Raw genomic sequence first — 20,615 nt, forward strand, 5'->3', positions numbered from 1 at the left:
AATTTCCAAAAGCACTTCCTCGTGCCATTAATTGGATTAATACAAATATCTTGGGCTGGATTTTCAACACAAGCGTTGTTAAGAAACATCCTGTTTTGCCTCGAAACAGCATGCCCAATAATGAAAAAATGAAAAGACCTGACTTAAAAGCAACCTTGCTTCTTCACAGTGGCGGGACCGTGCCAGATTCTCACTGGCTTCCATTCATATTTTTCATAAAATATTCGTTTAATCTATCTGAAATTTACCATAAGTTTTTTAGAAAAGCAACTGTTTACAATCCATCTTCTTTAATTTTATGGAAAACCTTTTCGCTTCGTTCATAAAAAACATCAGGTCGTTGTGCTTGAACATTTAAATAGCGAGCCAACGCATAAAAATAATCTGATAAACGATTGGTAAAAATTAATACCTCTTCGTTAATTTTGGCTGTCCAATTTAAACGAACAATGATGCGTTCTGCGCGCCGTGCAATCGTCCGAGCCACATGAACCATACTGGCTGCTGGGGTTCCGCCAGGTAAAATAAAACGATCAATATCTGGTGATTGTGCAGTGTAGAAATCAATCCGCTGTTCTAGCCAATGCACACTTTCCTTTTGTAATTTAAATGGTCGTTGTGCTTCAATCGGTGTTGACAAATCTGTTCCCGCATCAAAAAGTAAATGTTGTAAAGCTTCTAGTTCTTCTTTAATTTCTTGATTTTCTTGTGGAAGTTGGCTGATAATATAGCCCACCCAAGAATTCAATTCATCAATCGTTCCATAACTTTCAACTCGATCAGAATCCTTAGCGACGGTTGAGTTGCCGACTAATTTCGTCATTCCCTTATCGCCAGTTTTTGTATAAATTTTCATTCTGCTTCATCCTCCTCTAAATAATCTACTAATTCTTGCAAGCCAATTTTTTCAACAGAAGAAATTTCAAAAATTCTTGTTGCACCCGCACTTTTTAATTGTTGCCGAACAATCTCTAACTGCTGAGAATCTTGTGCTAAATCAATCTTGGTTAAAATACCAATGATTTCTTTCGGGAAAATACTACCAAATCCTGGTGAAAAAACTTGTTGTGTTTCTACAGCACTTTGAACCAAACCAATCACATCTGCTTCTGCCGCTGTGACGTTTAATGCATTATAATATTGTCGATGCAAAATAAACTCGCCTGGTGTATCAATCATTTCTGTATGAAATTCCACCGCCTGTGTTTTATCATAAATTAATTCTTTGCCTTGCAGAGCTTGACATAACGTGGTTTTGCCACAACCGATAGCTCCCATTAAAATGATTCGTTTCATCGCTACCTCCATAAAAAAGGAGCCCAAAGCAAGTACCATCACGTACTTAGTCTTGGGCTCCTTTGCCGATTTGTTAAAACACGCCATTGTGTTTCTGATTCTTTGCCTTTATCTTACCTGTTTCCAAAAAACTTGTCAAAATTATTGAATAGTTTCCCAAACTTTATGTTGTTTCTGAAAATAGGAGACAATATCTGTTTCAAAAATCGTTTGTAAAAATTCTTTGGAAGCCAACGTTTGAAAATCACCTTGCGCGGCCACTTTCCCTTGCTTCATAAACACAATTTTTTCACTTAGCGTTAACGCTAAACGGATATCATGAAACACCCCGATTAACGTTTTCCCTTCTTGCGCACTCCACTCATTTAACTGCTGAATCAATTCTTGTTGATACCGAATATCCAAATGATTATTGGGTTCATCCAATAAAATAATTTCTGGATCTTGTACAAATAATTTAGCCAAAAATACTCGTTGTTGTTGTCCTCCTGAAAGCTGATTGACAACTTTATCTTTTAAAGGCAATAAACCCGTGCGTTCTAAATAATAAAGGACTCGTTCTTTTTCTTGTTTAGAAACAATAGGTAAAAAACGTTGTGCTTGTTGTTGATACGCCCCCATCAAAACTGTTTCGTAAACCGTATAATCAAAAGCAACTGTCGTGAATTGACTCATCATCGCTACTTTCGTTGCCAATTCCTTCCGCTTTTGTCCATGAACTTCTTGACCATCAATTAAAACAGAACCACTATAAGGGACAAGTCCGGCAATCGTTTTTAAAAGTGTCGTTTTACCGCAACCATTTGGACCTAAAATACAAGTTTTACTACCTGTCGGAAAAACGAGGGAAATATCTTTTAAAATGGGGGTTTGTTGGAGTGTTACAGCTGTTTCTTTTAATTCAATCATGCAGCAACGCCCCTTTTTTTAAAGTAAATATACAAGAAGAATGGCGCTCCAATCAAGGCTGTTACGGCCCCGATGGGAATTTCTCTTGGTGATAAAATCGTGCGGGCAATTGTGTCCCCTAGTACCATGATGGTCCCACCTAAGATTGCTGAACCGGGAATCAGCCAGCGATGAGTCGCCCCTAAATAGCGACGGACAATATGTGGTGCTATTAAATCAACAAAACCAATCACACCGACAAATGAAACCGCACTTCCTGCCAATAAACTAGCCAAAAGAATAATGCGTAGTTTTGCTGTTTTGACTTCTACTCCCGCTAACATCGCATGTTCTTCTCCTAAACCGAGAACATCCAATGCGTTGGCATCAAACCAAAGAAACAGACTGCTGACAAGCAAGATTGGACAATAAATAGCAATTTTTTGCCAATTACTGCCAGAAAAACTACCCATTTGCCAAAAGACTAATTGTTTCAAATAATCTTGGAAAAGTGCTGTAATCAACGTCAAAATAGCACCGACAAACAAGGTCATAATCATCCCCACTAAAACAACTGTTTGATTGGACATTTGACTATCCATTGTTTGCGTAAATAACAAAACTAAAAAGACCGTTGCTAAGCCAAAGATAAAACCAGTTAAAGGCAATAAAAATGCCCCTAAGATCGAAGCAGTTACTCCAGTTACCATGATTAACGCAGCGCCTAAGGATGCTCCCGCTGATACGCCCAAAGTATACGAAGAAGCTAAAGGATTACCTAAGAGTGATTGCATCACCGTGCCACTTACTGCTAAGCCTGCGCCCACGAGATAGGCCATCACGACACGCGGTAACCGTACATTCCAGATGATTCCCTCTAAAATCCCGTCTTCTGAAACCGTCTTTTTCACTAAAATTTGAAGCAAATCCGTTAACGAAATCTGAACACTTCCAATTTTAATACCCAAAAAGAGCATGCTCATACTAATCAAGAGCATCAGTATGAGACACGTTTTTTTACTCATCTTTTAAATCCTTGTATTCCTCTGGATAAACAGCTTTTGCCATTTGTTTTAATGCTTTGGTAATGTGGTTATTTGGTAAAGAGCTAGACATGTTGTCAATTTCGAAAACTTCTTTGTTTTGAACTGCAGGAACGCTTTCCCAGTTTTTACGAGCTAAAATTTCTTTGGCGGGATCTTTCATATAGTTAACATTGGTTAAAATGACTTCTGGTTTTGCAGCAATGGCCGCTTCTTCTGTCACTGGTAACCAGCCTTTTTCATTTGCCAAAACATTTTTTGCCCCAATTGTTTCAATCATTTCATTTAAAAATGTCCCATTACCAAAACTATAAATGTCTGGTAAGGCAGCTACTTCAAACAAAACAGTTTTTGGTTTTTTAATGGTTTTACCAATTTTGGCTACTTCGTCGATTTCTTGATCCATTGTTTTGATTAACTTTTGTCCTTTTTCATGTTCAGATAAGCTATCCGCGATGAATTGGACGTCTTCTTTGATTGCTTTGATGCTTGTACTAGTGGGGATATTAACGACTGTAATTCCAGCATCTTCCACTTGTTTCCAAACACTTTCTGAGCTAGCTAAATTGATGTCATTCACATAAACAATTTGTGGTTTCAAGGCAATCAATTTTTCGGCATCGACAGCCATCATATCCATTTGTGGTAATTTTTTTAAATCAGTCATCATTGTGCTACTTTGAGTATCAACTGCGATTAATTGGTCGGTTTTACCTAAGTCTTCAATCACTTCTGTTGTTGATGGCACTAGGGAAATAATTTTGGTTGCTTCTTTGGGTAAAGTAATTTCTTTGCCGCTACGGTCTTTGGTTGGTAACGTTACTTCTGTTTTTTCAGAAGAGGTAGTTGCTTTCTTTTCCTGTTTACCACACCCTGCTAAGCCAAGTGTTGCTACTAAACCTAAAGTCATCATTGTTAAAGTAAATTTTTTCATTTTTTCATCCTCGCATTCGTCTATTTTATTTTGGGGAAAATTTTCTGAAATGAACCTCCTTTGTCTCAACGTCAAAACAATACAAAAAAACCACTTTTTTCTCTAATAGAAAAAAAGCAGTCACTTAACTATGCTAATGATATACTCAGCCAGTTATCTTCAAAGCCCCTTCTTTTTCCTACAAAAGAATGATTAGACTTATCAAGCCGGTATCCTGACTTAGCTTCTTCTTACTCCCAATCCTTCCAGAATAATCTGTGGTCTTATTGGTTTCATCCACCATACAGTAGGTAGGTCTGTAGAGGATTCGCACCTCTTTCCCTGACACTTCATAAGTACATATATATTGTATCTTCGTTGATAACTAATTTTCAAACCAGTGATTAGACGTCTTTGTCTAATGACACACATTTATTATAACGGTTATCAATCATTTGTCAACGCTTCCTCAAGCAAAAGAAAAACTTTTCTTGTTTTAGTTATTAGACGTTGTTCCGTTTTTCTATTCATGATAAAATAAATCCTAGTTTGAATAAGAAAGAGGTTAACTTGATGAAAATCGTCATTTTGTTACTTGTTGCCTATTTATTAGGTTCGATTCCCTCAGGTGTTTGGATTGGTAAACTTTTCTTTAAAAAAGATATACGCCAATTTGGGAGTGGGAATACAGGAACAACCAATACATTTCGTGTCTTAGGGAAACCTGCCGGAATCACGGTATTATTAATGGATATCTTGAAAGGAACGTTAGCCACTTCATTACCCTATTTGTTTGGTTTACAAGGCGTGAATCCGCTCTTCTTTGGGGTAGCAGCTGTTTTAGGGCATACCTTCCCTATTTTTGCCAATTTCAAAGGTGGTAAAGCCGTAGCCACTAGCGCTGGCATGTTATTAGCATACAGCCCCACATTTTTTATTTATTCTGCTCTTATTTTTGTGATTTGTCTGTATCTAACCAGTATGGTGAGTTTAACAAGTATGATTAGCGCTGTACTAATTACACTTTCTACTATTATTTTGCCTTTCACTGTCCCAGCTATTTTACCAACATTTAACTGGTTATTAACCGTGATTGCGATTGCTTTGACTACTTTTATCTTTGTCCGTCATCGTGAAAACATTCAGCGAATTAAAAATGGAACAGAAAGTCGCCTCTCTTTTGGCTTACGTGCAAAAAAATAAAGAAAAAGGCTGTGAACAAATAATGTTCACAGCCTTTTTCTTTATTTTACACTAATCATATACTGTGTTTTAAATAGTTCGTTAGCTGGTAACTTATTGATGCCAAATTTTTCAGCAAGTTGGCCAGTTGCGTCGACAGCATCAGCAATCCCGCACCAAGGTTCGATACAGACAAAAGGCGCTTCTTTCGGTGTCGGTGACCAAATCCCCACAAAAGGCATTTCTGGATAACTCAAAGTGACTTGATGGTCACTTTCGTCTGTGGCAATCGTAATTGCTGTTTGACCTTTTGTTTCAAAAATCATTGCATCATTTTCAAATAATTGATGCGTTAAGTCAAAGCTGGTATTCGTTTGGGCTAGCGTTTTATTCGCTAAATCAATAAACGGGCCTGCTAAGGGAATTTGTGTCCGTGATTTTTTAGGTGAAAAACTTAGATAATAATCTTCAAACGTTAGTGAAGATTCTAAAGGTACATTAAAGGCTGGATGACCACCAATCCCAAAATACATCTCTTCTTTCCCTGTGTTTTCTACTTGGTAGTTTACAGTCAATTCTTGATGTTCTAATGTATAAGTAATCACTAGTTCAAAATCAAAAGGATACTTTTTCTTGGTTTCTTTTGTTGATTTTAGTGAAAAAGAAACTTCTTCTCCACCTTTTTCAATCACATCAAATACTTGATCACGAGCAAAACCATGTTGAGTTAAATGATACGCTTGATTTTGGTATATATACGTATCTTCTTTTAGACGACCGATAATCGGAAAAAGTACGGGCGCATGGCGGGCCCAAAATTCAGGATTTCCTTGCCAAATATATTCAATGCCGGTTTCTTTTGATTGTAAACTTACTAATTCTGCTCCTTCTTCAGCAAATGTTGCGATTAGAAATTCATTTTCAATTTGTACAGTCATTGCGTTGTCCTCCTAGTTGATACGAGCAATTGCTTATTTTTCCAACTCTTTAATAAATTGTTGATTTAACACTTTTAAATAAGTCCCTTTCATACCAAGAGAACGTGATTCAATAATTCCAGCTGATTCTAATTTTCTTAAGGCATTCACAATTACGGAACGAGTAATGCCTATTTCGTCTGCAATACTTGAAGCAGTTAAACGACCTTCTTCGCCATCTAAGGCTTCAAAAATAGCATGGACGGCTTTTAATTCACTATAGGAAAGAGTGTTGATGGCCATTTGCACGGCAGTCGCACTGCGAACTTCTGCTTCAATTGTTCTGGATTGATGATACAAAATTTGCATGCCGACAACGGTCGCACTATATTCAGCTAACACTAAATCATCCTCGTTAAAGGATTTTTCAACACGCGCTAAAATAATCGTACCCAAGCGTTTGCCAGCACCGTACAAAGGCACAATAGTGGTTAACCCAAACGGATACAGCTCTCGTGATTCAAAAGGAAATGCAGTTAAATCACTGTCTATTGGAATATTGGCTTCGGTTACTTTGAGCATATCCACGGCCTCGGTGTATCCTTGAGGAAATTTTTTCTCTTTAAACATATTTTTGATACGGGCATTATTAACATCTAATTTTTCAGTATACCCCAACAAATCCCCTGAACTGCTAATAATATACGCATTACTTTCTAAAATATCCCCTAAAATCATTGCCATTTTGTTGTACGGAAGTTCTGCTTGTACGTCAAACAGATTGTTTTTTTGCAAAAGCTCGTTCACTTGACGTGTTTTTTCTAATAATGTAGCCATCTTTTCTCCTCCAGCCTTTTTTATAAGATGTAACGACTTAAATCTTCATTTTGAACAATGTCATTCAATTTTTCATTGACATATGCTTCGGTAATCGTAATTTCACCCATTTGCATATCTGGTGCTTCATATAATAAATCTTCTAATAAACGTTCTAAAATTGTGTGTAAACGACGCGCCCCAATATTATCTGTATCACGGTTTACATCATAAGCGATGTGTGCTAACCGTTCAATTGCTTCTTTTGTAAAGATGACTGAAACATTTTCTGTGCCAATTAATGCTACATATTGTTTAATTAAAGCATTGTTTGGCTCAGTTAAGATACTTACGAAGTCATCCGCCGTTAAATCATCTAATTCAACTCGAATTGGGAAGCGGCCTTGTAATTCTGGAATCAAGTCACTTGGTTTTGACAAGTGGAAAGCACCTGAAGCGATAAATAAAATGTGATCCGTTTGTAAAGGACCATACTTCGTGTTAACTTGGGAGCCTTCAACAATCGGCAAAATATCTCTTTGTACTCCTTCACGAGAGACTTCGCCCGAATTTTGTTGACTTTTAGAGGTGATTTTATCAATCTCATCGATAAAAATAATTCCGCTTGATTCAGCTAAACGAATAGCTTCACTATGAATATCAGCGTCATTGACAATTTTTGCTGATTCTTCTTTCACTAATAATTCTTGTGCTTCTTTCACCGTTACAGAACGTTCGATTTTTTTCTTTGGTGACAGAGCGCCTAACGTTTCATTTAAGTCGATACCCATTTGTTCTAGGCCATTGTTCATAGCTGGCATCGTTTTCTTCGGTTCTTCAATTTCAATTGTTACTTCACGATTATCTAATAGACCTTTTTCCAGCTGTTCCAAAATTGTTCGGCGATTCGTTCGAATATCTTCCGTTACTTCTTCTTGTGCTTCTTGCTGTTGCTGAGCCATGTTAAACATGTTCATCATTTGTTCAAATTGATTACCGCCAGCCTGTTTTTGTTCTTTTTTAATTCCAGGCACTAATACTTTGACTAAACGTTGATTGGCCTTTTTTAATGCTTGCGCATACACGCGACTGTATTGTTGTTTTTCAACAATTTGGATCGCATTTTCTACTAAATCCCGCACCATTGATTCGACATCCCGACCAACATAGCCTACTTCTGTAAATTTGGTTGCTTCAACTTTTACAAAAGGCGCATTGACAATTTTTGCGAGACGACGAGCAATCTCAGTTTTACCAACACCTGTTGGTCCAATCATTAGTAAGTTTTTAGGCGTAATATCTTGTTGCATATTTTCTTCTAATTGCAAGCGACGATAGCGGTTACGTAAAGCTACCGCCACTGATTTTTTGGCAGCTTGCTGTCCAACAATATATTGATCTAGTTCTTTGACTATTTCTTTTGGTGTTTTGTTTAATTCATTCATGGATTTTCCCTCGCTTATAATTCTTCTACAATGATATTATGATTCGTAAATACACAGATATCTGCAGCAATATTTAAGGCATTTTTAGCAATCTCTTTCGCTGGCATTTCTTTATCGCCAAAGTTTTTCATGGCTCTTGCAGCGGACAAAGCAAAATTACCGCCTGAACCAATTGCTAAAATACCATCGTCTGGTGTGATGACTTCCCCAGTTCCTGAAACTAAGAGCATTTCTTCCTTATTCATCACAATCAGCATAGCTTCTAATTTTTGCATAGACTGTTGTGTACGCCACTCTTGGGCTAACTCAACCGCAGCTCTCGTTAAGTTTCCGTTGTATTCATTTAATTTTCCTTCAAACTTTTCTTCTAATGTAAAGGCATCTGCCACACTTCCTGCAAAACCGACAACGACTTCATCATTGTAAATACGGCGCACTTTTTTGGCCGTACCTTTCATAACGACAGATTCGCCCATTGTTACTTGGCCGTCACCAGCCATTGCAAATTTTCCATCTTTTTCGACTGCACAAATTGTTGTAGAGTGAAATTGTGATTCAACCATTATTGTTCCTCCTAGACGTTTACCTCCATTATGCACGAGGATGAAACGTTCGATAATTTTTTTGTAAACTTTCTTTTGTCACATGCGCATATATCTGAGTTGTTGATAAATTAGCATGTCCTAATAATTCTTGAACTGTCCGCATATCGGCGCCATTATTTAATAAATGTGTCGCAAATGTATGGCGTAACATGTGGGGATGAATTTCCGCATTTAATGAACTTTTTTTAATTAGTTGGTTTAAGACATATTCAATCCCTGTTGGCGTGATTTGTTCACCATGATGATTAACAAAGACATACGGATGTTTTTTTTGATATTTTGTCATTAATAGCGCGCGGCCATTCTCTAAGTAATCCTTTAAGGCGTCTTGTGCAAATGAACCAAAAGGCACATAACGGTCTTTATTTCCTTTTCCGTGAACCAATAAAACAGAAGCTTGAAAGTCAACTGCGTCCACCGTTAAGTTCGCACATTCACTGACCCGAATACCAGTCCCATACAGAACTTCTAGTAATGCTTGATTTCTCAAATCAAGCGGTTGCTCCCCTTGTGCGCTCTCAAATAATGCATCCATTTCTTTTTCATAAAAAAAACGGGGCAACCGTAACTGTTTCTTTTTCATATGAACATAGGAAAAAGGATTCTCTTGGATTGCTTCATTTTTTAATAAGAATTGATAAAAAGAACGCAAACTGGCAATTTTTCGACTAATCGAATTGCGGCTATATTCCTGATCGTATAATTCGCTCAAATAAGCCCGAACATCCAAATGTTCCACAGTCAAATAATTGTCATTACCTGAAGTCTTTAAAAACGAAAAAAAATGTTGTATATCTTCTTGATATGCTTTTTTTGTTTTTTCTGAATAGCCTCTTTCGACAATAAGATAACGAGCAAATAACTCAGGCCAATTCTTTTCTTCCATGTGATAGCCCTCCTCATTCGATTACAAAGTAACTTTAGCATAACCTTTTTCAAAAGACAATTAAGTTGTCAGAATTTAATCAATATTTCTAAATATGTTCACAATTTTAACTATTCTTTAGCTTTTGTTATTTTTTTCTAAAAATTAAAAGACTGAGTATCATCGCATTTCTTAGCAATGATGCTCGGTCTTTTCTCATATTTTTTCTAATTTAGTCTAAAGATTGGATAACTTGAGCTTGGACATCTAAGGCCCGATTAGCAATTGCTTCATAGCGTTCTTTTTTGTCACGAATTCGTTCAGGTAACTCTGGGAAAAGCCCAAAGTTTGCATTCATTGGTTGGAAATGTTTGCCTTCTGCATGTGTAATATAATAAGCCATACTTCCTAAAGTCGTTTCGCGAGGGAATTCAATCGGCTCTTCCCCTTTGGCAAGACGAGCTGCGTTAATACCTGCAAGTAAACCACTTGCCGCGCTTTCAACATATCCTTCAACACCAGTCATTTGTCCAGCAAAAAACAGATCGTCACGTTTTTTTGATTGGTAGGTTGGCTTTAGCAACTCTGGAGAATTCATAAAACTATTACGATGCATGACGCCATAGCGAACAAATTCAGCATTTTCTAATCCTGGAATCATACGGAATACTCGTTTTTGTTCGCCCCATTTTAAATGCGTTTGGAAACCAACAATATTGTATAAAGAAGCTGCAGCATTGTCTTGACGTAATTGAATTACAGCATAAGGGCGTTTACCTGTTTTAGGGTCTTCTAGTCCGACAGGTTTCATTGGGCCAAACAACATGGTTTTAATGCCACGTTGCGCCATTACTTCGATGGGCATACAGCCTTCGAAAAACTTCTCTTTTTCAAACGTGCGTAAAGGAACCACTTCTGCATTGACTAGCGCTTCATGAAAAGCATTGAACTCTTCTTCAGTCATCGGACAATTTAAGTAAGCCGCTTCCCCCTTGTTATAACGAGATTTTAAATAAACTTTATCCATGTCAATTGTTGATTTATCAATAATTGGTGCTGCTGCATCGTAAAAATAAAAGCCTTCAGAACCATTAAATTCTTGAATTTTTTGAGATAAGCTTTCAGAGGTTAAAGGACCCGTTGCAATAATTACAATCCCTTCCGGAATATCGGTGATCTCTTCATTTTTGATTGTAATTAATGGATGACTTTTAATTTTTTCAGTGATTGTTTCAGAAAAAGAATCACGGTCAACTGCTAAGGCGCCGCCAGCTGGTACAGCGGTTTGATCTGCACTACCAATAATGATTGAATTTAAACGGCGCATTTCTTCTTTCAAAACACCTACCGCATTGGTTAAACTATTTCCACGTAATGAATTAGAACAAACTAACTCTGCAAAATTTTCTGTTTGATGCGCTGGTGTCTTTTTGACAGGGCGCATTTCATATAAATCAACTGGTACCCCAGCATTGGCCACTTGCCATGCCGCTTCACTTCCGGCTAAACCGGCACCAATAATTGTGACTTTTTTTTTCATGTATAAAATTTCCTTTCTATGTCAAGAAGTTAAGAGCTGTCTCTTACAAACTCAATTCATTTTACTAAAAGAGAAGACCGAAGTAAATTCTTCGGTCTCAATTTTTCTTATTTTTGGACGTTTTCTTCATAATCGCCATTGATACAAACGACTTGTTTGCCGCCTTTAACTTTTTTCTCTACTAAATATTGCCCACATTTTGGACATGGTCGGCCTACTGGTTTGTCCCAAGAAGTGAAGTCACACTCTGGGTACCGACTACAGCCATAGAAAATCCGATTTTTCTTTGATTTGCGTTCGATAACTTGTCCTTCGTGACACACAGGACACGTCACGCCAATTTCTTTAACGATCGCTTTTGTATTCCGACAATCTGGGAAATTACTACATGCATAAAATTTTCCGTAGCGACCCAGTTTAATCACCATTGGATGTCCACATAGTTCGCAGTCAAAGCCTGCTGGTTCATCTTTAATTTGGATTTTTTCAATCTTTTCTTCGGCATTTGTTAATTCTTTTTCGAAGGGCTTGTAGAAGCGATCGACAACTTCAACCCATTTTTCTTGGCCTTCACCGACTTTATCTAGGTCCGTTTCCATTGTCGCTGTAAAATGTGTATCGACAATTTGTGGGAAAAACTCTGAAACTAGAGAATTCACAATTTCACCTAATTCCGTTGGTTCAAACCGTTTATTGGTTAGCTTCACGTAATAACGCCGTTGAATGGTTTCTAATGTTGGCGCATATGTTGATGGTCGGCCCACACCATTTTCTTCTAAAGTCCGGATTAACGTGGCTTCACTAAAACGAGCCGGTGGTTGAGTAAAGTGTTGTTTCGGTTCGATATCGACCGATTTAACAACGTCACCTTCTACTAATTCAGGTAAAATATTTTCCTTGTCTTCTTTACCATCATCGCGTCCTTCAACGTATACTTGCATAAACCCTTTAAATTTCACTTTGGAGCCATTGGCAATAAACGTTACGCCGTTTTGTTGAAGCGTGACCTTCATGGTATCTAAAATCGCTGGTGTCATTTGACTAGCAACAAAGCGCGACCAAATAAGAGTATATAATTTTAATTGATCTTTATCTAAATACTTCTTCATTTCATCGGGTGTTCTTAAAACGCTTGACGGACGAACCGCTTCATGGGCATCTTGTGCACCTTGCGTATTTTTTGCTTTGCGGCCGCCATGTGCTGAGAACTCATCTCCGTAGGTCTTTTCAATGAATTCAGCAGCTTCTGCTTTGGCGGAATCGGCAATTCTGGTTGAGTCTGTACGCATGTAGGTAATCAGCCCCACAGTGCCTTGTTTCCCTAAAGCAATTCCCTCATACAATTGTTGCGCAACCATCATGGTTTTACGGGTACGGAAATTTAATTTACGTGCCGCTTCTTGTTGTAAACTACTGGTTGTAAAAGGTAATGCAGGATTACGTTTCCGTTCTTTTTTCTCAACTTTTGTAACATCGTAATCTTTACCGTCAATTCGAGAAGTGATTTCTTTCACCGCTTCTGCATTTGGTAATTTTTTCTTTTTACCATCTACGCCCCAGAAATTTGCTTTGAATTTCTTGCGACCTTTTTGGAAATTCCCATCAATGCTCCAATATTCTTCAGGTTTAAATTCTCGAATTTCATTTTCTCGATCAATAATCATTTTTAAAGCAACAGATTGCACACGACCAGCACTCAAACCTTTTTTGACTTTACGCCATAAAATAGGACTAATCGAGTATCCAACTAAACGGTCTAAAATGCGCCGTGCTTGTTGTGCATCAACTAAATCAACGTTGATGGTTCTAGGTTCTTTAAATGCCGCTTTTACCGCTTCTTTAGTGATCTCATTGAATACCACACGGTTTTTATCTTTTAAATCAAGGCCAAGAAGATAAGCTAAATGCCAAGCAATTGCTTCACCTTCTCGGTCCGGATCGGCTGCGAGATAGACTTTTTCAGCTTTTTTTGCAGCCGCTTTTAAACTTTTGATGACATCGCCTTTTCCGCGAATCGAAATATAATGAGGTTCATAATTATTTTCAATATCAATCCCCATTTTACTTTTTGGTAAATCGCGAATGTGACCAACACTGGCAACCACCTTGTAGTTTCTTCCTAGATATTTTTCAATTGTTTTGGCTTTGGCAGGTGATTCTACAATCACGAGATACTTATAGGCCATTCAATTAGCTCCTTTCGCGTTCGCTTTCCTACTATATAATATATGTAAAAAACGCACAAATCGTAATACATCATATGCTATATAGAACAGGTTTGTCAAGACTAGGCTTTCTAACATTTCTGTCATTTCTGTTTGACTGTCCGAATTTATAAATAAAAAATGCCTATGATTTATAGATTTTATCCTAAAGCATTAAAATACCTATAACATTCCAAACAAAATGAGTCAAGACAGCAGCTTCAAAGCGACCCGTGCGTAGATAGACCCAACTTAAAGCTAAACCCATGCCCCAATAAATAACAAAACTACCTATATCTGTCGGCGTGTGCACAAGTGCAAATAAAATAGAAGAAACGAGTATGCCTATTTTTGAAGCTGGCTTGAAAAACGCTTGAATCCCGACACGAAAAATTCCCTCTTCGAAAATTGGCCCAATCACACCTGCAAAAATAAGTATAAGCCCTTTAGGAATGGCTTGGACAATTTCTTCAACACTTTGTTGGTTAGAGGTCGTCTCTAGTCCTTCCAGACGTAATAAGAAATCACCAAGTATTCCCACACAAAATATTATCACCAAACCTAACAAGACCACTGGCAAGGTTTCTTTGATTCCTAAAAAAGTCCAAGTTATGAGCTTTTTCTTTTTCAAAAAAGCAACAAATAGATAGACGAAATAGGCACCAAGTCCAACAGCCACTAATCCACTAACAAAGCGAAACCAAAAATTTTCTGTAGAAAATTGAACAACTGAGACCATCATCAAAGGAATTTGATCCAAAATCAAAAAGCCCAGTAGCTGCATACCAAACAACCATCTTTTTCTAACAACCGTTTCCATTTAGACACTCCTAACTACCAACCAAAAGATTAAAATCTGATTAAATAGTACCGAAGTGAACGTAGGTTGTCAATTCACAATTAGTAAAAGTCACAATTCTTCACAAATATCATCAATTGTCTGAACACATTTAGCGCCGTCCTGAATTAATTCATGGCAGCCTGTTGAAAAAGACTGGAAAATACTTCCCGGTACGGCAAATACCTCGCGCCCGTAATCCATCGCTGCTTGTGCAGTAATTAAAGAGCCACTATTCTTACGAGCTTCCATCACGCAGACCCCTAAAGATAATCCAGCAATAATGCGATTACGTGCAGGAAAATGATATTTTTTCGGCCCACTCCCATTCACATATTCTGTTAAAACAAGCTGATTCTGCTTCATAGTTTGCTGTAATTCTTTCTTTTCATACGGATAATATACATCTAATCCAGTGCCTAAAATTCCAATTGTCTGACCCCCGTTCTGGATGGCCATCTCATGGCTACGACTATCAATGCCTTTGGCAAGACCACTGACGATTGTGAATCCTTCTTTGACTATTTTAGGAACCAGAGCTTCAGTCACTCTTAACCCATACGAAGTGGCATAGCGAGCGCCGACGATGCCAATTTTCCTTCTACTTAACAATTGTAAATTTCCTCTATAAAAAAGAATTGCTGGTGGATTATAAATTTCTCGTAATAATTTAGGATAGACGGCATCTAAAATTGTCATAAATTGGTGTTGGCATTGTCGTATATATAACGCTTCACTATGAATCGTATGGTGTGACCAAGATTGTTCAAATAATTCACGATATTTCTTGATTTCAGCAATTCTAATAATTTCTGTACTGGAAAAATCAACACGCTTTTGTGCGATAGCTTCTTGTAACACTTTTAAGATACCTAAATTGCCAATTCCTTGGCATACCGCTAATTTAAATAATAATTGTCGTTGTAAAATTTCCAACAAAAAACACCTCTTTCACATCTTCTTAAAATAAGAATACGTAAAAAAAGTGTTTTATTTTTAAATCATATCTTTTATTGGCGCAAACGTACGTCGATGAATGGGTGTTACACCGTATTTTTCTAACCCGAGAAGATGTTCTTTTGTTCCATAGCCTGCATTGTTTTTAAATCCATATCCAGGATATAATTCATCATATTCTTCCATTAATCGATCTCTTGTTACTTTTGCAATAATACTGGCTGCTGCAATCGAAATGGAGCGTGCATCCCCTTTAATCAAACTTTCTTGTGGTTGGGGAACGTCTAACTGCATTGCATCAATTAACAAATAATCTGGTGCAAAAGCTAAATCATCAATTGCCATTTTCATCGCTTGTTTAGTTGCTTGATAAATATTAATTTGGTCAATGACTCCTTGATCAGCGATACCTAACCCGATAGCGACAGCCTGTTCTTGAATCTGGTTATATAACGTTTCCCGTTTTTTAGCAGATAGTTTTTTTGAATCATTTAAGCCTAATAATTGACAATCTTTCGGCAAAATAACTGCAGCTGTCACAACAGGACCAGCTAATGGTCCGCGGCCTACTTCATCAATTCCCGCAATTAAACGATGGCCTTTTTTATAGGCCGCTTCCTCAAATTGACTCATTTTTTTAAAAAGTTGCCACTCTTGTTCTTTGGCTAACTGGCGACGTTCCCATTGTTTGATAGCTTGTTGCACTCCTGAACGTTCATCTTCTCGCCAGCTTGCTAATCGTTCATCGGTTGCATCAGTGACCGTTAACAACGCTTCTTTGATTGCCTGAATCGACTCTTTTACCATGTTATTCGTCTCCTAGTTCTTCCCAGCGGTCCAAAGTATACGTACCTAATTTTCCACTGCGAATTTCTAAAATAATCATTTCGCTGGCTCGATTATAATCATCTCTAAAACCACGTTTTTGGCTAATTAACATCAATTGTTCTGGGGCAGGTAAAAATAGCTCTTCCTCTGTTAAACCATATCGTTCCGTCAAACGTTGCGGATAAAAACGTGCAAAAAATTCTAATCCATAAATCGCCAAATCATCTAAATGCAATAATTGATCTTTTATAGCGCCAGTTAAAGCTAATTTTTTCCCAATTTCCTCATCTTCAAATTTTGGCCAGAGAATTCCTGGTGTATCCAGTAATTCCAATTGGGAACCAGAGCGTAACCATTGTTGTCCTTTTGTCACGCCTGGCTTGTTCCCAGTTTGCGCAATTTTTTTTCCGACTAAACGATTCATTAAGGTTGACTTACCAACATTGGGGATCCCGATACACATGGCGCGAATCGCACGCGGTTTCAAGCCTTTCGCCTGTTCACGAGCCAATTTTTCTTTTAACGCTTCCTTGGCTGCTGGCACAATTTTATTGATTCCTTTATTTTGTTGGGCATTGATGACTAGGGTTTGGTACCCTTTCTTTTGAAAGTAATGTTGCCATTTTTTATTTTGGTCATTATCTGCTAAGTCCCCTTTATTTAAAAGGACTAATCGTGGTTTTTGTTGGACAATTTGGTCCATCATTGGGTTACGGGAAGAAAGCGGTAACCGCGCATCAACTAGTTCAAATACAATATCGACATATTTGATTTTTTCAGAAACTTCTCTTCTTGCTTTGGCCATATGGCCGGGAAACCATTGAATGGTCATAATCTGTTCAAATCCCTTCTTTAACACATTGTTTCTTTGATTTCAATTCTTCAACGAATCCTGTGTTCCGCGTAGATTCTTGCGAAAAAACACCTTCTCTAGTTTAACATATTTTTCACGGATTTGATTTATTTTCTGTAGTGTTCTTTAAAAAACAAAAAAGCTGAGACAAACTCACTTTGGATTTTGTCTCAGCCTTGTACACTGGTAAAGTATAGAAAGAAGTAGGTCAAGCTCTTCTCAAGACCGACTCAAGAGTATTTCTGTTTTTACTCGTTATTTCGCATGAAGTAAATTTTCTTTACAATGAATTAACTCTGTTAAAAACTGACAGTACGGTGTAGCAATCCCATAGGCTTTCCCTTTGCGAACAATTGCTCCATTGATATAATCAATTTCGGTTAAACGATGATTGGTTATTAAGTCCTGATACATCGATGGATGGTGCAAACCAATTGTTTCTCGATTATAACACGAGCGGATTTGTTGAAGAACTGCTTGTTTATCTAACGTAACTTGTTCCACTTCAGCGACTGCTAAAAATTCATTAACTATTTGTTGAACAATTTGATCTGCTTGCTCTGTTTCGCCAAAGTCTGCCATATTACAATCCAACAAAGTACATAAACCATTCATTGTTCCATTTACGCAAGCCTTCTTATAAATGGATGATAAAATATTCTCAGAATAACGTGCATTTAAGCCAGCGTTATTTAATACCTTAATGACTGCTTCTGCCGCTTGTTCACTTTGCGCTCCTAAATTTTGTAAATCAATCGAACCATTGCCAAATAATTTTACTTTGCCAGGTCCTTCTAACCCAGCGGTCCACATTGTGTTTCCTAATAAAATATTTTCGTAAGGCACGTATTTTTTGATAATATCTTCGTGACCAATTCCATTTAACAAGCATAAAACTTTCGTATTTTTATTAAGGAAATGTTCTAATGCTTCAAGCATTCCTTCCAGTTGCATTGCTTTTGTAAATAGGATAACTAAGTCTGCTGTAAAATCGATGCTTGCTACTTCTGTCTGAGGATAAATAGGAATTTTAGCGGTCACCACTTCGCCATTAAAATCAGCAACTAACCCGTTTTTTCTTATTGCTTCAATATGTTCTGGCCAACCATCAACAAAAATAACGTCATTTCCTGCTTGATGTAACATTAGTCCAAAGCGACTGCCCATAGCGCCAGCACCTGCGATAATAATCTTCATTTCTTTTCCTCCGTTCAATTTTTTATTTTTAGGTAAAAATCTGCTAAGAAAATCTCTATCTCTTACTTTTATAGCAATAAAAAGGCAAAACATATGTTATATTATAAGTGATCTATTTGTTATTTTTTATCCAAGCGCATTTATGTAAGCGCTTTTAAAAAGAAGGGGAGTTTCTGATGAATATTCAGCTTTTAAAGTACTTCATTGAAATTGTTAATACCCGCAGTTTATCGGCGGCCGCTCGCAATTTATTTGTCACCCAACCAACACTTTCTTTAGCATTGAAAAAAATGGAATCTGAGTTAGGCACAGCGTTGTTTGATCATTCTGATCAACCGTTTCAATTAACCGATACAGGTGTTTATTTATATGAACATGGCCAAGAAGTTGTTTTTCAATTCGATCAATTGGTAACAGATATTCGTGAAATGAACCAGAAACCAGTTAAAAAGCAATTGCGTTTAGGCTTAACTACTTTATTTGCTGTACAATTTATGAAAGAAATTTCACGATTTTTAACAACCCATCCACATGTGAATTTAATATTACAGCAAGATGGCTCGCCAAAATTACAAACGATGTTAGCAAATAAAGAAATTGATATGGGACTAATTTCTTTCCCAAATACCTTACCTGAAATTATTCATATTGAACCTTTAGAAACGACTACCAAAGGCTACCATGTTTATGTCGTGGTACCAGAATCAAATCCTCTCTCCCAATATGAAAAATTAACTTTTAAAGATTTGAAAGATCAACGATTTTCATCGTTAAGTGATAATTTTATGATTGGTCGCCTACTACTAGATCGGACTCGGAGCTTCGGTTATGAGCCGAATATCATTTTGCATAACGATGATTTACAAGTACTTCTTTATAGTTTACAAAAAAATAATTCGATTTGTTTGCTGCCGATTGAATATTATGAAGTGGGAAAAAGTCAGGGACTGAAATGGATTCCTTTAAAAGATAAGTTTGACTATTTCCCCATCGGCATTGCTTTGCGCCGCGATTTTAGTATGACAGAAGATGTTAGAGATTTTATACGAATCATTAAAGAAAATTAATGGATAGCCTAGCCTTGATAAGCAAAGACGACTTTACTATCATAAAGTTTCAACACTTTTTCAAATAAGAATTTTGAGAATAAACCCGCGACAATTGGAACAACAAACCAAGAAAAGAGTAAGGGTAAGATCCCTAAGCCCGCATCCAATGAAGCAAGTGGTCCCACGAGTCCAACCAAGCCAAATCCAGCCGATTGTGGGGTTCCTGAAATGTTGAATAGAACCACAGGAATTGCTGAAATAGTCGCTGTAAATAAACAAGGAATTAAAATAATTGGGTATTTAAATAAGTTAGGCATCATCATTTTCATGCCGCCCAAAGAGACAGCCAGTGTCACTCCCGATTGGTTGACATTCCAAGAATTAATCACAAGAACAACAGTTGTGGCTGCAATTCCCATTGCAGCAGCACCTGCAGACAAGCCATTCAACTGAATCGCCAAACCGATTGCCACAGTAGTGATTGGCGAAATAATCAGTGCAGCAAATGAACAAGCAATTAAAATACTCATGATAATTGGCTGGAAATCAGTAAAATTGTTAATCACTTTACCAATGGCGACCGTGATCTGTGTCACATATGGGTAAATCAACATGCCAAACAAGCCTGCACCTACTCCAATAACGATCGGTAAAGCAATGATTTCCACTGAACCGAATTTTTTATCGATGACTAATAAAAGTAAGACTGCAACAGAAGCGGTAATCATAATATTAATGATGTCACCAGTGCCTGCACCAATAAAGCCTTTCACTTCTGAATTAAATTTAATCACGCCAGAGCCAGCAAATGCTGCACCGCCAGCAATCATCATTTTCTGTGGCGTTAAGCCAAATTGAAAAGCAATCAGTCCACCAATAATTAAAGGGGTGGCTAGTTGGAAAATTTGCGCCGCATGAATAATCATTTCGATAATCTTGTATTCTGCAAAATATTTTAAAATGGCTCCTAATACAGCATTGGGAATTAAGGCGATAATGGTGCCGGAAGCTGTTCCAGCTAACACTTTGTTAAAAAATATTCTTGGGGTTAATTGAGCATCCAGTTTATCAGTGGGCATTTTCAACACTCCTATTGATTATTTTTGTTTTTTTAAAACAAGTTTGAGAATGATTGAACTTTCTGTTAGATAAAGAGCGGCCTCAAAGAAGAGCGCTTAT

At 37.3% G+C, this 20,615-nt stretch carries 20 protein-coding genes and 2 riboswitches; of the genes, 2 read left to right on the forward strand and 18 right to left on the reverse strand.

The window, feature by feature from the left end; translation table 11 throughout:
* Nucleotides 1-80 precede the first annotated feature (80 nt).
* Nucleotides 81-230: riboswitch (adenosylcobalamin (AdoCbl) riboswitch) on the reverse strand.
* Between the two features lie 44 nt (nucleotides 231-274).
* From PYW42_RS07025 to PYW42_RS07045, 5 genes are all read right to left on the reverse strand, one after another.
* Nucleotides 275-856, reverse strand: a complete 582-nt coding sequence (locus tag PYW42_RS07025) for a cob(I)yrinic acid a,c-diamide adenosyltransferase (RefSeq protein WP_002409952.1) — start codon at nucleotides 854-856, stop codon at nucleotides 275-277.
* Nucleotides 853-1,296, reverse strand: a complete 444-nt coding sequence (locus PYW42_RS07030) for a EutP/PduV family microcompartment system protein (RefSeq protein ID WP_002363995.1) — start codon at nucleotides 1,294-1,296, stop codon at nucleotides 853-855. Before PYW42_RS07030 ends, PYW42_RS07025 begins: the two co-directional genes overlap by 4 nt.
* A gap of 141 nt (nucleotides 1,297-1,437) precedes the next feature.
* The gene (locus PYW42_RS07035) at nucleotides 1,438-2,205 is read right to left on the reverse strand and encodes an ABC transporter ATP-binding protein (protein WP_002409951.1); all 768 of its coding nucleotides are present in this window, start codon (nucleotides 2,203-2,205) and stop codon (nucleotides 1,438-1,440) included.
* Entirely contained in the window at nucleotides 2,202-3,209 is a 1,008-nt protein-coding gene (locus PYW42_RS07040; RefSeq protein ID WP_002360246.1) for a FecCD family ABC transporter permease, read from the reverse strand. The genes PYW42_RS07035 and PYW42_RS07040 overlap by 4 nt, the downstream gene beginning before the upstream one ends.
* Nucleotides 3,202-4,161: an ABC transporter substrate-binding protein gene (locus PYW42_RS07045; protein WP_002391812.1), complete on the reverse strand. Its 960-nt coding sequence runs from the start codon at nucleotides 4,159-4,161 to the stop codon at nucleotides 3,202-3,204. Before PYW42_RS07045 ends, PYW42_RS07040 begins: the two co-directional genes overlap by 8 nt.
* A gap of 187 nt (nucleotides 4,162-4,348) precedes the next feature.
* Nucleotides 4,349-4,508: riboswitch (cobalamin riboswitch) on the reverse strand.
* A gap of 205 nt (nucleotides 4,509-4,713) precedes the next feature.
* On the opposite strand from PYW42_RS07045, the gene plsY reads away from it, so the two are divergent.
* Nucleotides 4,714-5,343: a glycerol-3-phosphate 1-O-acyltransferase PlsY gene (plsY, locus tag PYW42_RS07050; RefSeq protein WP_002360243.1), complete on the forward strand. Its 630-nt coding sequence runs from the start codon at nucleotides 4,714-4,716 to the stop codon at nucleotides 5,341-5,343.
* 41 nt (nucleotides 5,344-5,384) lie between these two features.
* Here the strand turns inward: plsY and PYW42_RS07055 are convergent, their stop codons facing one another.
* The 12 genes from PYW42_RS07055 to PYW42_RS07110 all read right to left on the reverse strand — a co-directional run bounded on the left by PYW42_RS07055 (nucleotide 5,385) and on the right by PYW42_RS07110 (nucleotide 18,387).
* Nucleotides 5,385-6,260: an aldose 1-epimerase family protein gene (locus PYW42_RS07055; RefSeq protein WP_002411055.1), complete on the reverse strand. Its 876-nt coding sequence runs from the start codon at nucleotides 6,258-6,260 to the stop codon at nucleotides 5,385-5,387.
* 33 nt (nucleotides 6,261-6,293) lie between these two features.
* Nucleotides 6,294-7,076, reverse strand: a complete 783-nt coding sequence (gene codY / locus PYW42_RS07060) for a GTP-sensing pleiotropic transcriptional regulator CodY (protein WP_002357492.1) — start codon at nucleotides 7,074-7,076, stop codon at nucleotides 6,294-6,296.
* Between the two features lie 20 nt (nucleotides 7,077-7,096).
* Nucleotides 7,097-8,500, reverse strand: coding sequence for an ATP-dependent protease ATPase subunit HslU (gene hslU / locus PYW42_RS07065; protein ID WP_002409948.1), 1,404 nt, complete (start codon nucleotides 8,498-8,500; stop codon nucleotides 7,097-7,099).
* 14 nt (nucleotides 8,501-8,514) lie between these two features.
* On the reverse strand, nucleotides 8,515-9,063 hold the full coding sequence (hslV, locus tag PYW42_RS07070) for an HslVU peptidase proteolytic subunit (RefSeq protein ID WP_002357489.1): 549 nt from the start codon (nucleotides 9,061-9,063) through the stop codon (nucleotides 8,515-8,517).
* A 28-nt stretch (nucleotides 9,064-9,091) separates the two neighbouring features.
* Nucleotides 9,092-9,991, reverse strand: a complete 900-nt coding sequence (gene xerC / locus PYW42_RS07075; protein WP_002357488.1) for a tyrosine recombinase XerC — start codon at nucleotides 9,989-9,991, stop codon at nucleotides 9,092-9,094.
* Nucleotides 9,992-10,202: 211 nt separating this feature from the next.
* On the reverse strand, nucleotides 10,203-11,510 hold the full coding sequence (gene trmFO / locus PYW42_RS07080; protein ID WP_002409947.1) for an FADH(2)-oxidizing methylenetetrahydrofolate--tRNA-(uracil(54)-C(5))-methyltransferase TrmFO: 1,308 nt from the start codon (nucleotides 11,508-11,510) through the stop codon (nucleotides 10,203-10,205).
* 107 nt (nucleotides 11,511-11,617) lie between these two features.
* A complete protein-coding gene (topA, locus tag PYW42_RS07085) occupies nucleotides 11,618-13,696 on the reverse strand; it encodes a type I DNA topoisomerase (protein ID WP_002357484.1) in 2,079 nt (692 codons plus the stop codon).
* A 184-nt stretch (nucleotides 13,697-13,880) separates the two neighbouring features.
* Complete coding sequence (locus PYW42_RS07090) at nucleotides 13,881-14,534, reverse strand: CPBP family intramembrane glutamic endopeptidase (protein WP_002407055.1); 654 nt, start codon at nucleotides 14,532-14,534, stop codon at nucleotides 13,881-13,883.
* A 90-nt stretch (nucleotides 14,535-14,624) separates the two neighbouring features.
* A complete protein-coding gene (gene dprA / locus PYW42_RS07095) occupies nucleotides 14,625-15,488 on the reverse strand; it encodes a DNA-processing protein DprA (protein WP_002409946.1) in 864 nt (287 codons plus the stop codon).
* Nucleotides 15,489-15,548: 60 nt separating this feature from the next.
* Complete coding sequence (locus tag PYW42_RS07100; RefSeq protein ID WP_002409945.1) at nucleotides 15,549-16,316, reverse strand: ribonuclease HII; 768 nt, start codon at nucleotides 16,314-16,316, stop codon at nucleotides 15,549-15,551.
* Nucleotide 16,317: 1 nt separating this feature from the next.
* The gene (gene ylqF / locus PYW42_RS07105; protein ID WP_002357480.1) at nucleotides 16,318-17,169 is read right to left on the reverse strand and encodes a ribosome biogenesis GTPase YlqF; all 852 of its coding nucleotides are present in this window, start codon (nucleotides 17,167-17,169) and stop codon (nucleotides 16,318-16,320) included.
* Between the two features lie 276 nt (nucleotides 17,170-17,445).
* Entirely contained in the window at nucleotides 17,446-18,387 is a 942-nt protein-coding gene (locus tag PYW42_RS07110) for a 2-dehydropantoate 2-reductase (RefSeq protein ID WP_002357479.1), read from the reverse strand.
* Nucleotides 18,388-18,563: 176 nt separating this feature from the next.
* On the opposite strand from PYW42_RS07110, the gene PYW42_RS07115 reads away from it, so the two are divergent.
* Entirely contained in the window at nucleotides 18,564-19,454 is an 891-nt protein-coding gene (locus PYW42_RS07115) for a LysR family transcriptional regulator (protein WP_002378358.1), read from the forward strand.
* A gap of 8 nt (nucleotides 19,455-19,462) precedes the next feature.
* Here PYW42_RS07115 and PYW42_RS07120 read toward each other — a convergent pair whose 3' ends face one another.
* Complete coding sequence (locus PYW42_RS07120; RefSeq protein WP_002409472.1) at nucleotides 19,463-20,515, reverse strand: PTS sugar transporter subunit IIC; 1,053 nt, start codon at nucleotides 20,513-20,515, stop codon at nucleotides 19,463-19,465.
* Nucleotides 20,516-20,615: the final 100 nt, after the last annotated feature.

It is taken from the genome of Enterococcus faecalis (genome assembly GCF_029024925.1).
Taxonomy (GTDB): Bacteria; Bacillota; Bacilli; order Lactobacillales; family Enterococcaceae; genus Enterococcus; species Enterococcus faecalis.

Bases quoted from the DNA above. Each gene is read 5' to 3' on its own strand.
- plsY (WP_002360243.1), top strand. From the start codon at position 4,714: ATGAAAATCGTCATTTTGTTACTTGTTGCCTATTTATTAGGTTCGATT.
- PYW42_RS07115 (WP_002378358.1), top strand. From the start codon at position 18,564: ATGAATATTCAGCTTTTAAAGTACTTCATTGAAATTGTTAATACCCGC.
- codY (WP_002357492.1), bottom strand. From the start codon at position 7,076: ATGGCTACATTATTAGAAAAAACACGTCAAGTGAACGAGCTTTTGCAA.
- ylqF (WP_002357480.1), bottom strand. From the start codon at position 17,169: ATGACCATTCAATGGTTTCCCGGCCATATGGCCAAAGCAAGAAGAGAA.
- PYW42_RS07040 (WP_002360246.1), bottom strand. From the start codon at position 3,209: ATGAGTAAAAAAACGTGTCTCATACTGATGCTCTTGATTAGTATGAGC.
- hslV (WP_002357489.1), bottom strand. From the start codon at position 9,063: ATGGTTGAATCACAATTTCACTCTACAACAATTTGTGCAGTCGAAAAA.
- PYW42_RS07110 (WP_002357479.1), bottom strand. From the start codon at position 18,387: ATGAAGATTATTATCGCAGGTGCTGGCGCTATGGGCAGTCGCTTTGGA.
- xerC (WP_002357488.1), bottom strand. From the start codon at position 9,991: ATGGAAGAAAAGAATTGGCCTGAGTTATTTGCTCGTTATCTTATTGTC.
- trmFO (WP_002409947.1), bottom strand. From the start codon at position 11,510: ATGAAAAAAAAAGTCACAATTATTGGTGCCGGTTTAGCCGGAAGTGAA.
- PYW42_RS07025 (WP_002409952.1), bottom strand. From the start codon at position 856: ATGAAAATTTATACAAAAACTGGCGATAAGGGAATGACGAAATTAGTC.
- PYW42_RS07120 (WP_002409472.1), bottom strand. From the start codon at position 20,515: ATGCCCACTGATAAACTGGATGCTCAATTAACCCCAAGAATATTTTTT.
- PYW42_RS07055 (WP_002411055.1), bottom strand. From the start codon at position 6,260: ATGACTGTACAAATTGAAAATGAATTTCTAATCGCAACATTTGCTGAA.
- PYW42_RS07045 (WP_002391812.1), bottom strand. From the start codon at position 4,161: ATGAAAAAATTTACTTTAACAATGATGACTTTAGGTTTAGTAGCAACA.
- topA (WP_002357484.1), bottom strand. From the start codon at position 13,696: ATGGCCTATAAGTATCTCGTGATTGTAGAATCACCTGCCAAAGCCAAA.
- PYW42_RS07035 (WP_002409951.1), bottom strand. From the start codon at position 2,205: ATGATTGAATTAAAAGAAACAGCTGTAACACTCCAACAAACCCCCATT.
- PYW42_RS07090 (WP_002407055.1), bottom strand. From the start codon at position 14,534: ATGGAAACGGTTGTTAGAAAAAGATGGTTGTTTGGTATGCAGCTACTG.
- hslU (WP_002409948.1), bottom strand. From the start codon at position 8,500: ATGAATGAATTAAACAAAACACCAAAAGAAATAGTCAAAGAACTAGAT.
- PYW42_RS07030 (WP_002363995.1), bottom strand. From the start codon at position 1,296: ATGAAACGAATCATTTTAATGGGAGCTATCGGTTGTGGCAAAACCACG.
- PYW42_RS07100 (WP_002409945.1), bottom strand. From the start codon at position 16,316: ATGGTAAAAGAGTCGATTCAGGCAATCAAAGAAGCGTTGTTAACGGTC.